At 48.0% G+C, this 15,070-nt stretch carries 10 protein-coding genes; 3 read left to right on the top strand and 7 right to left on the bottom strand.

The features are described 5' to 3' along the window. Positions 1 to 13: 13 nt before the first annotated feature. The 7 genes from MKY66_RS05440 to MKY66_RS05410 form a co-directional block, all read right to left on the bottom strand. Positions 14 to 781: a glucose 1-dehydrogenase gene (locus MKY66_RS05440; protein WP_076214347.1), complete on the bottom strand. Its 768-nt coding sequence runs from the start codon at positions 779 to 781 to the stop codon at positions 14 to 16. 413 nt (positions 782 to 1,194) lie between these two features. Then, positions 1,195 to 2,481, bottom strand: a complete 1,287-nt coding sequence (locus MKY66_RS05435) for an IS110 family transposase (protein WP_339805241.1) — start codon at positions 2,479 to 2,481, stop codon at positions 1,195 to 1,197. Between the two features lie 143 nt (positions 2,482 to 2,624). Next, entirely contained in the window at positions 2,625 to 4,463 is a 1,839-nt protein-coding gene (locus MKY66_RS05430) for a sensor histidine kinase (RefSeq protein WP_076213561.1), read from the bottom strand. After that, positions 4,460 to 5,497 (bottom strand): response regulator, encoded by a 1,038-nt coding sequence (locus MKY66_RS05425; protein WP_076213558.1) that lies wholly within the window; start codon positions 5,495 to 5,497, stop codon positions 4,460 to 4,462. The genes MKY66_RS05430 and MKY66_RS05425 overlap by 4 nt, the downstream gene beginning before the upstream one ends. Positions 5,498 to 5,539: 42 nt before the next feature. Further along, a complete protein-coding gene (locus MKY66_RS05420; RefSeq protein ID WP_074093756.1) occupies positions 5,540 to 6,418 on the bottom strand; it encodes a carbohydrate ABC transporter permease in 879 nt (292 codons plus the stop codon). Positions 6,419 to 6,430: 12 nt separating this feature from the next. Then, positions 6,431 to 7,348 carry an ABC transporter permease subunit gene (locus MKY66_RS05415; RefSeq protein ID WP_076213628.1) on the bottom strand — a complete coding sequence of 306 codons (918 nt, stop codon included), beginning with the start codon at positions 7,346 to 7,348 and terminating at the stop codon, positions 6,431 to 6,433. Positions 7,349 to 7,404: 56 nt separating this feature from the next. Further along, positions 7,405 to 7,614 (bottom strand): tautomerase family protein, encoded by a 210-nt coding sequence (locus tag MKY66_RS05410; RefSeq protein WP_076213555.1) that lies wholly within the window; start codon positions 7,612 to 7,614, stop codon positions 7,405 to 7,407. A 533-nt stretch (positions 7,615 to 8,147) separates the two neighbouring features. On the opposite strand from MKY66_RS05410, the gene MKY66_RS05405 reads away from it, so the two are divergent. The 3 genes from MKY66_RS05405 to MKY66_RS05395 all read left to right on the top strand — a co-directional run bounded on the left by MKY66_RS05405 (position 8,148) and on the right by MKY66_RS05395 (position 15,002). After that, the gene (locus tag MKY66_RS05405) at positions 8,148 to 9,884 is read left to right on the top strand and encodes a HAMP domain-containing methyl-accepting chemotaxis protein (protein WP_076213626.1); all 1,737 of its coding nucleotides are present in this window, start codon (positions 8,148 to 8,150) and stop codon (positions 9,882 to 9,884) included. A gap of 2,282 nt (positions 9,885 to 12,166) precedes the next feature. After that, entirely contained in the window at positions 12,167 to 12,736 is a 570-nt protein-coding gene (locus tag MKY66_RS05400; protein WP_076213552.1) for a TetR/AcrR family transcriptional regulator, read from the top strand. A 79-nt stretch (positions 12,737 to 12,815) separates the two neighbouring features. Continuing rightward, entirely contained in the window at positions 12,816 to 15,002 is a 2,187-nt protein-coding gene (locus MKY66_RS05395) for a YhgE/Pip domain-containing protein (RefSeq protein WP_076213549.1), read from the top strand. Positions 15,003 to 15,070: the final 68 nt, after the last annotated feature.

The following is a 15,070-nucleotide window of genomic DNA, read 5'->3' as shown; positions in this document are numbered from 1 at the left end:
CAATGTTGTAACATCAACGCATATACATGCCGCCATTGATTTCAAGCGTTTCTCCGGTAATAAAAGAACCCAGGTCGGAACACAGGTACAACGCCGCTCCTGCGACATCCTCGGGAGTCCCTTCCCGTCCAAGCGGGATGCTATTTACCGCAGAAGACCGACCTTCTGCCGAGGTGAACGTAGTATGGAAAGCCGTCTGTCCGATGAAGCCCGGGGAAAGGGCATTGACCGTAATCCCGCCCGGGGCAAGCTCTTTGGCAAGCCCTTTGGTTAACGTCATGACAGCCGCCTTGGAGGCTGCGTAAATAGCTGCACCCGGCCCGCCACCATTATGAGCTGCTACGGAGGTCAGATTGATAATTCGTCCGCCACCAGCCGCCTTCATGCCAGGAATGACCGCTTTGGAGACAAAGACGGCGCTCTTCAGATTAACATCCATAATCCGGCTGTACAGCTCCTCACTCATCGTTTCAATGGGACTTCGCTCCACCAGATGTCCCGCGTTGTTAACCAACAGGTCAATTGGGCCGCCGAAACGGCGTGTAATCTCTTCAACCATCGCTCTGATCGCATCCGTATCCGTCACATCTGCCTGAAATGCCGCCGCTTCACCACCAGCATCCCGGATTGTAGCCACAACTTCCTCCGCTCGCTCCATATTATGCAGACCATTCACAGCGACCTTCGCCCCGCAACGAGCCAACGCTCCAGCGATAGCAGCACCAATCCCTCCACTGGAACCTGTTACCAATGCAATTTTGTTCTGTAAATTGATATTCATGTTTTATCTTCCTCCCACTATAAAGTAATGTTTTCGCCTGTTTTCTCGTCCATTCGTAGATTTACAACTTCGACATCTTGGCTTGATGGGAGAATATTGGTTCAGAACCAGATTTTGCTGTAATGACCGGTGACGGGAACAGAGCTTGGACTCCATTTTTTATCCAAACTGTGGTCATACTTATGATCGCACAGTGGATCTCCACATCTCCCTCGGGGTTCACCCTCCCATGTCACGCGGGGTCATTGCCCTTACATTCCTTCGTTCTACCTGCCAAGGGGTGGAGGCCGATTCTTGCTCCTAAACGGGGTCGTTGCCCTTATGGAATGGTATTCTTCGGCTTCTCCGGTGCTTCAATTGTCTCGTTATACATCTGTGAACGAGTCGAGATTTCAGGCTATTGATTCTTTGAACTAAGCTGCAATCTGTTGTAACTGCGCTTGTCGTACAGGACCAAGAACTTCGTTTGCGTTGTACTCTATTTCCTTCGTCCCCAGCGTGTGCAGGACGCGTATCAGTTTGCCGCAGAGCGCGATTAGCGACTGTTTTTTCTTCAGCGGATTTTGACTTCGTGTTGTGAAATACTTGTGAAGGGCCTTGAACTCCTCATTCTTAGCTACCATTGGCATGACGCAACGGAACAATAGAGCTCTTAGTCGAGATCGTCCACGCTTGGTAATGCCAGTTTTACCCTTACGCTTACCAGAACTATTTTCTTTTAGATTCAAGCCCGCCAATCGGATGATTTGTTGTCCGTGGTCGTAATGACTCAAATCGCCAACCTCAGCCAGAAATCCTGCAACGGTAACCGCGCCAACGCCTGGGATATTCAACATCTGCGTTGTTCCCGGTATCTCACTTAAGATGTCCATGACCTGTTTCATGGTCGTTTCCACCTGTTTAGAGAAAAGCTCATACTGGTCGAGCAAGCTCAGAAGCTCCAGTCTCGCAGCTCGTAACCCTTCGGTAAGCCCGATGGATATCCCGGCTGTCGCAAAGAGCTTTTCCGCTCTCTTAATACCGACTCCGCGCTTCACTTCCGTTTTCCAGTGTGCGAGAACGCCTCTGGCGCCTGTAGAGACGATCTCTTCCGGTGTCGGAAACTGGCGCATGGTCATCAAGGAAGTTTTGCCTTCCCAATCTTTAAACACGCTCAAATACTCTGGAAAATAGCGGTCGAACCAATTATGCACACGTGCCTTGACTTGGTTTAAACTCACCATAACCTTCTCACGGAAATTCATGAGGATGCGTAGTTCGGCATATTCCATTGCCGGCAATTTGGGCTCCGAGTACTTCCCGTTTCGAATGAGATCTGCAATGACTTTGGCATCCTTATAGTCACTCTTCGTCGGCGAGTTATCCTCAAGTTCCTTGCTCTTGTTTACGTGATGCGGGTTCACAATGACGATCTTGATATCTCGAGCTTGCAGAAAAGCGGCTAGCGGAAACCAGTAGTGCCCGGTAGGCTCGATTCCGAAAACAATGTCCGTTTTCAGATGAACCTCCTGAAGTTCTTTCATCCATGTTACTAGCTTCGTTAACCCTTCCTGATCGTTGTGGAACACGCAGTCTTTTCCTAATTCAATGCCACGGAAATCTACCGCTCTAGCTACGTGAATCTTTTTAGCAATGTCTGCTCCAATGACTAGCGTTTCTTCCGTAATTCGCGTAATCCGTTGATTCTGTTTCTGTTTCATCTTATACTTCATTATGTGCGCCTCTTTTCGTATGTGGGTATTGTTCTTGTCCGGAACAACGATTCCCAGTATACTAGAGGCGCATTTTTCATTCAAAGCTCAAATTACTTCATTACAGGAATGGCTCCTTATTATTGGTTTCATTAAATTCGCTTGCTGTGCTGGTCCGCCGGAAGCGCCATCGTAATGGTCGTTCCCAAGCCTTCCTCACTTTCCATCATCAAGCCGTACGTCTCTCCAAATACGAGCTGAATCCGGCGATGTACATTCATAAGTCCGATGCCCCCGCGATGATAAACATCATCGGTGTCTTCACCTGCCAGACGGTTCAGTTCCAGACGGCGACGCAGTTTCTCCAGACGTGCCTTGCTCATGCCCATACCATTATCCTGAACGATGACAAGAAATCGATCATCCAGACGCCGAGCATCGATACGGATAAAATGACCCGGTTCCATGCCCCGTGGAAACGCATGTTGCAGCACATTTTCCACCAGGGGCTGGAGGGTGAGACGAACCATTTTTTCCAACAATAGATCCGGTGCAATGATGACCTCAACTTCAAGCTCCCGATCCATACGATGTTTCATGATGGAAAGGTAGGCCAGCACATGCTTCAGCTCATTGGCAACCGTAATTTCCTCCAGATTGGTCTGAATGGAATAACGGAGCATATGAGCCATTGATTCCACCATCTGCGTAATTTCTTCGGAATCCTGTACGACGGCATAACATTTGATCGTCTCCAATGTGTTGTAGAGAAAATGCGGATTGATCTGCAACTGGAGCGCCTGAAATTCCGCACGGTGTCGTTCCAACGCTTCCTGTTGTAGCTCAATTTCCGACTTCTGGCGGCGCAGCTCCGACTCATATACACTCTCAATCATGTCCGACAAACGGCTGACCATCAGATTATAGCTGCGGATCAACACTCCGATCTCATCGCGCCTTTCCTTCATCTCCACCTTGTTCCAGATTCCCTTCTCCGTCTGTCTCATTCCGTTCATCAGCACACGAATGGGTTCTACTTGAGATGCTCCGATCCGATAGGCCACCACAAGCGCAGCGAGCAAGGTCCCTGCACCAACCCATAATGTAGCTGAGCGGATCGTTGCAATCGGCCTTTGAAGCTCCGACAGCGGCACGGAAGCAACAAACCGCCAGCCCGAATAGGCAGACAGCTCCGATATAAACAGCCGTTTGGTGCCATCCGTGTTCTGTTCCAGTGACCCTGCCTCCATGTGCATAAGTCTGTCCACGGTGCTGGACGACATCACGGTCTGCGCCTCCTCGTCCCCAGGAGTGTAGATGACATTTCCGTTCTGATCCATCACATACTGATAGCCCCCTTGACCGAGGTCGAGTTCTCCCCAGATGTTGTCAAGTTCCAGCACATTCACTTCCATCGCCAGCACTCCGTTTGGTGTATAGGAGGATACCCCCCTGATCCGGCGCGCAATCGTAATGACGTTTGCATTCTGTCCACTGCGAATACTGCGGGTGAGCAGAGTCGATTCACCATTCGCAGGGGTTGCAGCGAGCAACTCCTTATACTGCTGTGCAGCATCGATATCGGGTATGCCCGCTGAATTCTGGTTGTCATCGATGACAACCCGCCCGTTCTCCCCGATAACATACAGGAACTTGATCTGTGGATATAACATAAAAACAGGCGGGAACACGTTCCTTTTAATCTGGCGGCTATACTCGTAATAGGCATAACTATCCTCCGAACTCATATCGAGGAAGTGCTTCACACTTCCATTTGAGAGGATGGAGTAGGTTGCGCGATCATAATTTTGCAAATACAGATCGGTCTGGTACGCCGTGTTACGCATCGTTTGGGCGATGTTGTCCGCCAGTTGATCGTTCATCTCAGTCGAGGCATAGGTATAGGTAAACAAGCCAATGGCAGACAGGGACAACGTAATTACGATGGCAAAATGAAAGAACAGGCGGATCGACAGGCTGCGCTTCATCATTCAATGCCCAACTTACTGCGATATTCGGACGGGGTCAGTCCGGTAATTTTCTTGAATGTCTTCGTAAAATGGGGATGATCCGCATACCCCACTTCGTAGGATATATCCGTAATCCGGTTGCCCGGCTGTTCCAGCATGCGTTTGGCCAGTTCCATTTTGCTGCGTATCCGGTATTGGATAAAGGTCTGACCGGTCGTCTGTTTAAACAGCTGGCTGAAGTAGGACGGGTTCAGGCCCAACTTGGCAGCAATCTCGTCCAGTGAAACTTCACGGCGCAAGTGCTTCTCCAGATAGGCTTTTGCTTCTTCCACTGGATGCTTGCGCTTGCCACTGCGCTTTTCCTTGATCGTCTTCATTAACGTGTGGATCTCGTTGCCCAGAGCCTCGAAGCACTCTTCTGAGGAAGCGCTTACAATTATCTTACTGGACGTACTCATCGTTCCGTTGCCACGGGCGTTCATGCGGGCCACAATCAATTCCAGCAATTCCTGAAAAAGCTCCGCTGTCTGCTCAGGCATCAGGGCATATGCCGGATAACGACCAGACCATGCTGCGAGCAGCTCCGTCACATCGGATTGCCTTAACTCCCATATAGCCTCTTCCAGACGCATGGCCCAATCATTCAGCTCCCTCACGGGTACAAGGGATACCTTAGGTTTATCCTCTTCGGATGCCAGCAATTTGAGCAGCAGTTCATGAAGCTCCTGTCGTCCCACTGGCTTGAGCAGATATCGTTTTACCCCATAATCCATACAGGCTCTTGCATATTCAAAGTCTGAATAACCGGAGACTACAATAATGCGCATCGTACTGCCTTGCTCGGATAAACGTCGGCACAACTCAATGCCATCCATCGTTGGCATGCGAATATCCGTGAACAGGATGTGTGGTCGAAAGTCCTTCACCACCTGAAGGGCCTCTTCCCCATGCGCCGCCTGCCGGATCTCACAATCGAACAGACCTGCTTGCTCAATCATCTTCGCCAGACCCATCCGAATCATCGGTTCATCGTCCGTAATCAAGATTCTGAACATCGCCATTCCCCCGTTTCCGTCAGATCTGTATGCTGCTTGTAGTTAAGATTTGACGGAGCCGACCATGATTCCTTTTACAAAATGCTTTTGCAGGAAAGGGTAAATGATAATGATTGGCAAGGTGGCGATGATAATGGTCGCCATTTTGATACCTTCCGGCGAAGTATGTGCAAGAGTGCTATAGACCGCAGAACCCGGATCGACGGAAATATCGTCACTCTCAAACAGCTTCTTGAGTGTGACCTGGATCGGCCACCAGGCGGGATCATTCAGATAATAAAGCGCGGTAGAATACGCATTCCAGTGGCCCACCGCATAGAAAATGCCGAGTGATGCCATAGCCGGTTTGGATAATGGAATAACGATACGCCAGATGATGCCGAACTCCCCACAGCCATCGATGCGGGCGGCATCGATCAGTTCACCCGGCAGCTGTGAGAAGAACGAACGCATGACGAAAAAGTTAAAGGCGTTAATCGCTCCTGGCACAATCAGCACCAGTGGATTGTTAACCAGATGCAGCTCCTTCATCAGGATAAAATTCGGAATGAGCGGCGCCGAGAATACGACGGTCACCAGGACAAACATGACAACAAGAGATCGCCCCTTGTACTCTGGACGTGACACGGGATACGCGAGTGATGCCGTTGCGGCGAGATTGACCAGCGTACCCACTAACGTTACCCCAACCGATACCGCAAAGGCCCGCCAGAAGGCAGCATCGCCGAATACATATTCGTAATTGATCCAGGTAAAAGCTACAGGCCAGAAGCTAACCTTTCCGCCCATGATCGCTTCCGAGCTGCTAAGTGACTGGGCCAGTACATTAATGAAAGGCAGAATCATCGTCAACGAGAGCAGCGTAAGAAAAACGAGATTTCCAATGCGAAATATACGGTAACGGACACTGGGGGTACGCATCCACCTCGCCTCCTAATACAGGCTTTCGCCGGTTGTTTTTTTGCTAAAGAAGTTACCGAGTAGAATAAGCATCAAGCCTACCACCGACTTGAACAACCCGATGGCTGTTGTATAGCTGTATTGCTGTGAGAGAAGCCCGGCTTTGTAGATGTACGTATCGAGAATCTCGCCAGATTCCAGATTGAGCGGATTCAGGAATACAAATACACGCTCAAAGCCCAGATCAAGGAACTTCCCGATGTGCAGCAGCAACAAAATCATAATCGTTGGCAGCAAGGATGGCAGAGTAATCGACCATATTTGCTTCAAACGTCCAGCTCCATCCACCTCTGCCGCCTCATACAGATCGGGATTGATGCCCGCAATGGCAGCCAGGAAAATAATCGTGCCGTACCCGGAGTCACGCCAGATCCCGGAACCGATCAGAATGGAACGAATATACGAGTCTTCCCCTAGAAAGTAGACCGGCTGCATGCCCAGAAATCCAAGTGCCTTGTTCACCACTCCGGCATCCATTGAGAAAATACCCATGAAAATCCCGCTAATGACAACCCAGGACAGAAAGTGAGGCATGTAAACAATCGTTTGCAGCAAACGCTTAAACACAATCATCCGTACTTCATTCAACAGAATCGCCAGTAAGATCGGGACCGGGAATGCAATCACCAGATCATATAGTCCAAGCAGAAGTGTGTTATTGAGAATTCTTAAAAAATCATAATGGCTGAACATCTTCTGGAAATGCTCCAGACCTACCCAATCACTTCCGGTGATGCCTTTGAAAATGTTGTAGTTCTGAAAAGCAATGACTGAACCGAATAAAGGCACATATTTGAAGAGGAAAAAATACAGGATACCCGGTAAGGAAAGCAGATATAATATCCGGTATCGCCACAGATAACGTCCCGCATCTCCCAGCCGAGCGCCTATACCAGACGAGTGAAGTCCGGTTGCACCCCGGCTTGGTGGCACGATATCTGCCGGCTTCACGTCTTCTCTCCTCCCTGCTTCTGTGATTGCGTGCTTCTCAAGTTATCAGGAACGTTCTCGTCCCATGGAATTTCATTGAATTCGATAGAAATGTAATCCGGCTCACGGTCGATAATACGCGAGAGCTCGCGTGTGAACACCTCCACTATCTCCTGCTTTTGCTCATCCGTCCTGCCTTCATACAGCCTGATCGTAATTTCTGGCATCCGATTTAAGCTCCCTTCATTACGTGATGTAAACGCTTTAACAACTTCATCTTAGCGTTCCTGCGAAAGGGGAACAATGGACTGTCTTTTCGTTCACTTGTGTTTTCTTTAGGTCATGACAAACAAGCCCAAAAGGCCCCATACGAATGGGGACCTCGCTAGAACCTTGCATTAACAAACGTAATAATAAAGATCTAAAACGAAAAACACGCCCACAGAACCAGTACCTTAGAACCATTTTTGCTCTAAAAGCTAATATTAATATGACTTTATAACGATATAATCTACGAAGTAACTTACCTGGGGGTCCTATAAGTGAAGTAGAACATGGAACAATGCAAAAAGCACACTGAAGCATGAGAGAATGTCACGTAACCACAGCAAAAATCAGAATTATAGAAGTTGCACGATAACAATTTTTCACTAAATATTCATTAGATTACATAGCGTATAGCATCCCATCCAGGTATAGTGCATTTTCACAATCGTAGAAGGAGTGAATCATCTTGTTTAATAAGCTTCGCTGGAGTACCATGCCTTTCTTCATCAAAAATTTGGTGATTTCATTCGGCAGCATCATGTTGATCGGTGTAATCCTGATTACTGCCGCGTATCAATTGCAAAAAAATATCTTGGTTGAACAGTTGCACGACCAAGCTACCGTCATCACCCAGAAATGGTATGACGATCTCGACACTGCCAAAGTGGCAGAAGCGGCTAAGGAAAAAAGCTACTCCGGTCCTGTACAGCTGGAAATGAAAGCTTATCTTGATTCCATCCATGAATTCTATCCAAACATCGCGCAAGCATACATTTTTGGTTCAGAACTTGAGGAAGGAAACGGAACGTCCATCATCGCGATTCCAACCAACCTGTTGGAACCATTCGAGGAAGGTAATCTGCCCGCAGGTGCCATGTACCCGCTGCCTCAGAATAACGTCGTAGTGCTGGAACAGATGAAAAAGGACGGAAAGCCTGCCTTCAGTGATTTCTACACGGATGAGTACGGAACCTGGACCACTCTGATCTATCCGATTAATAACGCAGATGGCTCCATGTACGCTGCTCTTTACTTCGATGTAGATGCAAGTGCCGTTCCAAAAGGCCTGAACAAACTGCTTACGTACGGTTTGATGTTCCTGATCGGTTTCCTGATCCTGTTCATGGTGTTACAATTCATTTTGCTGAAAAGAACGTTGCTTCCGATCCGCAATCTGATGAAAGGTATCGAAGAAGTCAGCACGGGTAATCTGGACGTAACCATCGATACCGGACGAGATGATCTGGGTATCATCAACGAGAAGTTCAATGCGATGATCCATCGATTCAATACAACCATCTATAAAGTACAGAATACTTCGCATCACCTCTCGGAATCTTCCAAACAACTACTGGGCATTTCCGAGAAAAATAATGTGAACATTCAATCCATCAGCACCAATATTCGAGAAATATCTACTGGACTGGTGTCACAAGACAAAGCCACTGTGGAGAACGCACGTGCCATGACAGAGATGTCCACGGTAGTGCAGACGATCGCCAGCAGCTCAGCCGATGTGGCAGATGAAGCACTCAGCATGGAGCAGCGCTCCAGCACAGGTAATGTGGTGATGCAACAAGTTATTGAACAGATGCGCCTGATCTCCGGTGCGGTGCAAAATACGTCAAACTCGATTCAGTCTTTGGAAAATAACTCGAACCAGATTAGCAACATTGTTAACGTGATTACGGAAATTGCCGGACAAACCAACTTGCTTGCACTTAACGCTTCAATCGAGGCAGCCCGCGCAGGTGAAGAAGGAAGAGGTTTTGCGGTGGTTGCAGGTGAGGTACGTAACCTGGCAGAGCAATCGCAGGAATCAGCGAAGCAAATTCGACAGTTAATTGAAGAAATTCAACGGGATATCATGCAGTCTTCCGAAGCGATGCAGTTGGGTTCCAAGGAAGTTACCAAAGGCTTGGAAGTTACCCAAGAGACTGGTGTATTCTTCGAGAATATTCTGAATGCTACGAATAAAGTTGCAAACCAGATTCAGGATATCTCCAGTTCTACTGAAGAAATCTCGGCAAGCACACAGGAAATGTCTGCCACGGCCGATGAACTCTCTGCCAATGTCAGCAAGGCAGCAAGCAGCAGTAAACAAATTGAGCAGTCAATTGATGAGCAGGAAGCCTCCATGGCAGCCATTGTGAGTGCCTCCGATGAGCTATCGGTTGTATCCGAGCAACTGCAAGAACTGATCTCATTCTTTAAAGTACGCGCAGAATAGATTTAATAGGATACCGTAAAAACACCAGGGCTTATGAGTGATTTAACTCGAAGCCCTGGTGTTTTTTTAATGAAGCTTCATTTTTTGGTGCATATATAATCCTCTTGTTCTCTTCACCAAAGCCGAGTTAAAAAGTGAGGGGTACACATAAAAAAAATCCCTGTCTCATTCTTCGCTTTTTGGTATACCTCATCGTGTGAATTCATTAGTGGTATTAGGAGCACAGTTAGATAACGAAGCCGTGCTCTACCTCTTCCCCAATTTCAATTCACGCACTCCATACAGAGTGCGACTTATCTCCATCACCCAATACGATTGCCGGTCTGTTATTTCAATCCACACACTCCATACAGAGTGCGACGTCCAACTTACCCATGAGCATCCGCTTGTTATCATTTCAATCCACGCACTCCATACAGAGTGCGACTTGATTGGAAAGAGACCTTTGTCTTTTATCCAGATATTTCAATCCACGCACTCTATACAGAGTGCGACGAAATGTACATCGTAGAGAACGTACCGGGCATGAAATTTCAATCCACGCACTCCATACAGAGTGCGACCCGATAATTGCCAAACCGATTGTTCCGGCTGTTCCATTTCAATCCACGCACTCCATACAGAGTGCGACTATCAAGTCAGTGGTACCGGATCATCCAGTACATATTTCAATCCACGCACTCCATACAGAGTGCGACAGGGCACCATGAGAGGCCTTAATGAAGTCATCGGAATTTCAATCCACGCACTCCATACAGAGTGCGACTTGTAGATGGTGGCCGGGCCTGTGCCGGATATCCTATTTCAATCCACGCACTCATACAGAGTGCGACGGGCGCCTTCGTTGGATCTACGATCTTGCGCTGCAATTTCAATCCACGCACTCATACAGAGTGCGACTGCCCTGGTGTGCAGCTGGTCTGCAGATCCGGAAATTTCAATCCACGCACTCATACAGAGTGCGACAGTTTTTGTTCAAATCTTCTAACTCTGGCACGTCTAATTTCAATCCACGCACTCATACAGAGTGCGACCGCACTCCTATTCTTCGCAACCTCCGCCGGTATGTATTTCAATCCACGCACTCATACAGAGTGCGACGCTAGGGACTATTTCGACACTGAGCGCTTGACCATTTCAATCCACGCACTCATACAGAGTGCGACCCGACTACGGTGTATACCGGGTCTATGACACCCCAATTTCAATCCACGCACTCATACAGAGTGCGACGCGAAATGATTGGTAAAATCGTTGACGATTTGTTGATTTCAATCCACGCACTCCATACGGAGTGCGACGTATCAGAGCAAAAAAATGTTTGCCAATCTGGACGAAATTTCAATCCACGCACTCCATACGGAGTGCGACGGCCGATTAGTGCAACTACATTTGCGGATCGTAATTTCAATCCACGCACTCCATACGGAGTGCGACCTCACGGCTTGGATTGCTGATCGTGGCTGTAACAGATTTCAATCCACGCACTCCATACGGAGTGCGACTGAAGCTTGGACATGGAGGTGCCGTACTCCTTGGCATTTCAATCCACGCACTCCATACGGAGTGCGACTAAATAGCTATTCTCCACCGTTGGCTTGACGTATATTTCAATCCACGCACTCCATACGGAGTGCGACATCTTCGTTCTGTTTATCGTGATGATTGTCGTGCATTTCAATCCACGCACTCCATACGGAGTGCGACGGCAAGTCTTATCATGCGCTAGAAGATATTGTATTTCAATCCACGCACTCCATACGGAGTGCGACCAGGTTAAGCGTAAAGAGTGGGTGGCAGAGAGCAATTTCAATCCACGCACTCCATACGGAGTGCGACTGAACTTGAAGAGAATGCGGGGTGATGATCAATATTTCAATCCACGCACTCCATACGGAGTGCGACAGCGAAAAAACACGTATCTTAACAATTTTATCTACCACAAATACGTTTTTTCACTATTATTCTATGACTTTCCATATCATAATTCAATCTATTCCTGTCTATGTTATGCCAAAAGGCAATAAAACACCCCTTTTCGACAACATCTGAGGTGCGAATCCCCCAGGGTTTTCATGTGAGCATCACATTCGCACCTGTCTGAGTCACATACGGATACCCCTAATAACCTTCTTCATCCCCCATCCACTCCATGACAAAGATCACATCCATCATCCCTGTTCAAGTGCTACAGTTATAAACGACCAATTGACCATATGTGTAATCCGGTCAATTACAGACACATTTTTTACTCATTCAGACAACAAGGAGGTGCATATACCATGAGAACCATTGATCGAAGGCAACAGGTCATTGACTCGGCGGAGAAATCCTTTGCCCTGTTCGGCTACAAAGCAACGACCATGGAGCAAGTTGCCCGACTCGCCAATGTAGGCAAGGGAACAATTTATACTTTTTTCGAAAATAAGGAAGAACTGTTCGACGAGATTCTTCACTCCATCATTACCGATATGAAACAGATCACGGAGCAAACGGTGAAGGAAGAAAATTCGTTTCTGGACAACGTACACCTGAGTATGGACTCTTTGCTGGAGTATAGGGAGGAGCATGAGCTGTTAATCAAACTGTTCCAGGAAGTGAACGATTTTGGCACGCCACAGGCCAAGGAAGGTCTGCAGAAAGTAGAGACAGCGATTCTCGAATATCTGGAACGCCAAGTTCAGCGGGCAATGGAATTGCAGCAGATTCGAGAGGATGATCCCAAGCTGGTCTCTTTTGTCCTGCTGAAACTCTATGTCACGTTAACCTCGGATTGGAACAAAACGCATCCTACGCTACACAAGGATCAGATTAAGACTTTCGTAGGCCTCTTTCTCAAGAGTGGATTATAGAGGAGGATGTGCGGCTGAATCCTTGTAAAATTAGAGATAGATATATAACGGAGTAGCGTGATAATGGGGAGAGAACATGATGAAATCATTAACTGTATTTGGTCAGGATTTGAAATCCGCATTTAAGAAACCCAAAGTATTCATTCCGATTCTCGTTGTGCTGTTCATTCCGGTGCTGTATAGCGGTTTGTTCCTCAATGCATTCTGGGACCCGTATGGCAAAATGAATGAATTGCCTGTGGCCGTGGTCAACACGGATCAGGGCGCAACCTACAATGACAAATCGCTGGAAGTCGGTCAGAATCTGGTCGATGAATTGAAAAAAAGTAATGATTTCGACTGGCAATTCGTGACACGGGAACAAGCGGAGCAAGGTATGGAAGACGACAAGTATTATATGACCATCGTGATCCCCGAGGATTTTTCAGCAAAAGCTACCACTCTGATGGAGGATCACCCACAACCAGCGGAGCTGATCTATGAGCCCAATGAGGGATACAACTTCCTCGCGGGTCAGATTGGTGGAACTGCGGTCAAACAGATCAAATCCAAAGTCTCCGCCAAAGTAACTGAATCGTATACCGAAACGTTACTGGATCAGGTGGAGAAGATCTCTAGCGGTTTATCGGATGCCGGAGATGGTGCTGGCAAGATCAACGAGGGCGCAGCCAAGCTGGATAATGGTGCCTCTACTTTGAAAAAGAACCTGTCCAAACTGGCGGATGGAACCGACAAATTGGAAACAGGTATGGCACCATTAAAAGAGGGTACAGCTACCTTGGCACAAGGAATCGGTACGCTTCATGCAGGAGCCAGCTCCCTGTCGGATGGATTGTCCCAATTGGCGGCAGCAGGCACGAAACTGGGTAACGGTGCATTGCAGGCTGAAACGGGCGGCAAACAGTTACAGGCAGGTATTCAGTCCGCTCAAGAAGGCGCGGCTAAGTTGGATGCTGGACTGGAAGCTTCCGAACAAGGAAGTGCGAAGCTGGTAGCCGGATTGCAAACCTCAGTGGAAGGCAGCAGCAAAGTAAGTGAAGGTGCCAAGGCCGTTGCACAAGGACTTGCCCAATTAGCCGAAGCAAGTCCCGAGCTTGCCGCTAACCCGGCTGTTCAGCAATTACTGGCAGCAAGTCAGGCCGTTGCCGCTGGCAGCGAACAGGTCTATCAAGGTGGACAGCAATTAGTGGAAGGCAGCAAAAGCCTTCAGGCTGCGCAACAGCAACTGCATCAAGGCAGCAGTCAGCTAGTGCAGGGTGAACAGCAACTTTTACAAGGAGCAACACAATTATCAACCGGACATAAGCAGCTTGCAACGGGCCTTCAACAATTTAACACCAAGTTGACCGAAGCAGCAGCCGGAGGAGCCAAACTTGCAGAAGGTTCGAGTCAGTTAAATACAGGTGCAGGCCAATTGGTTACGGGTATGAACCAGCTTTCAGACGGAATCACCACCATTGCCGAAGGTTCCCGCAAGCTGGATGATGGTGCGGGAACATTAAAAGAAGGCACTACCAAATTAACCGACGGCTCTAGCGAACTTTCCACCAAGTTAAACGAAGCGGCAGCTGAAACGAGCAGTGTGAAAAAGACGGATGAACTTGTTGAAATGTATGCACAGCCCGTTCAGGTGGATGAGCATAAACATAACGAAGTGCCCAATTATGGCACTGGATTCTCGCCATACTTCCTGTCATTGGGGCTTTTTGTCGGCGCATTAATTGCAACGCTAGTTGTACCCACACGCGGCAGTACGTTTACCGATACGAGTAGCTGGAATCGTTTTGTGAGTAGAACACTTGCTTTCACGATTATGAGTGCTGTCCAGTCCCTTCTCGCTTCCTGGCTCGTATTGTCCGTATTAGGTCTGGAGGTTCAAAGCATTCCGTTATTCTTCTTATTCAGCTTTGTGACCAGCTTGAGCTTTATGTACATCATTCAGGCTTTGGTTACTTGGCTGGAGAATCCCGGACGCTTCCTGGCAATTCTCATGTTAATCTTCCAACTGACAACCAGTGCCGGTACATTCCCGTTGGAACTTATTCCGAATTGGTTGAAAGTGTTTAATCCATGGCTGCCAATGACGTATTCGGTAACCGGGTATAAAGCCGTTATATCAAGTGGTCAGTTCGGCGTGGCTTGGGATCAGATCGGCATTCTGTGCATCTTCGCCGTGATTGGTCTCGGAGGAACCTTAACGTATTTCCTGATGCATCACACCACGGAGAACGCAAACGTCAGCAGTGAAGTGGCACTTCACCTGTAAATTCGTAAATTAAAAAGCAAAGGCGTGTACCTAAGTCCCCCTCTTATGGACAACAGAGGTGTTGGCTA

It is taken from the genome of Paenibacillus sp. FSL R5-0766 (assembly GCF_037971845.1).
In the GTDB taxonomy this organism is placed as follows: Bacteria; Bacillota; Bacilli; order Paenibacillales; family Paenibacillaceae; genus Paenibacillus.
This window is presented reverse-complemented; position numbering and strand designations above follow the sequence as displayed.

Coding starts and splice junctions, on each gene's coding strand:
- MKY66_RS05440 (WP_076214347.1), bottom strand. CDS start 781: ATGAATATCAATTTACAGAACAAAATTGCATTGGTAACAGGTTCCAGT.
- MKY66_RS05435 (WP_339805241.1), bottom strand. CDS start 2,481: ATGAAACAGAAACAGAATCAACGGATTACGCGAATTACGGAAGAAACG.
- MKY66_RS05430 (WP_076213561.1), bottom strand. CDS start 4,463: ATGATGAAGCGCAGCCTGTCGATCCGCCTGTTCTTTCATTTTGCCATC.
- MKY66_RS05425 (WP_076213558.1), bottom strand. CDS start 5,497: ATGTTCAGAATCTTGATTACGGACGATGAACCGATGATTCGGATGGGT.
- MKY66_RS05420 (WP_074093756.1), bottom strand. CDS start 6,418: ATGCGTACCCCCAGTGTCCGTTACCGTATATTTCGCATTGGAAATCTC.
- MKY66_RS05410 (WP_076213555.1), bottom strand. CDS start 7,614: ATGCCAGAAATTACGATCAGGCTGTATGAAGGCAGGACGGATGAGCAA.
- MKY66_RS05405 (WP_076213626.1), top strand. CDS start 8,148: ATGCCTTTCTTCATCAAAAATTTGGTGATTTCATTCGGCAGCATCATG.
- MKY66_RS05400 (WP_076213552.1), top strand. CDS start 12,167: ATGAGAACCATTGATCGAAGGCAACAGGTCATTGACTCGGCGGAGAAA.
- MKY66_RS05395 (WP_076213549.1), top strand. CDS start 12,816: ATGAAATCATTAACTGTATTTGGTCAGGATTTGAAATCCGCATTTAAG.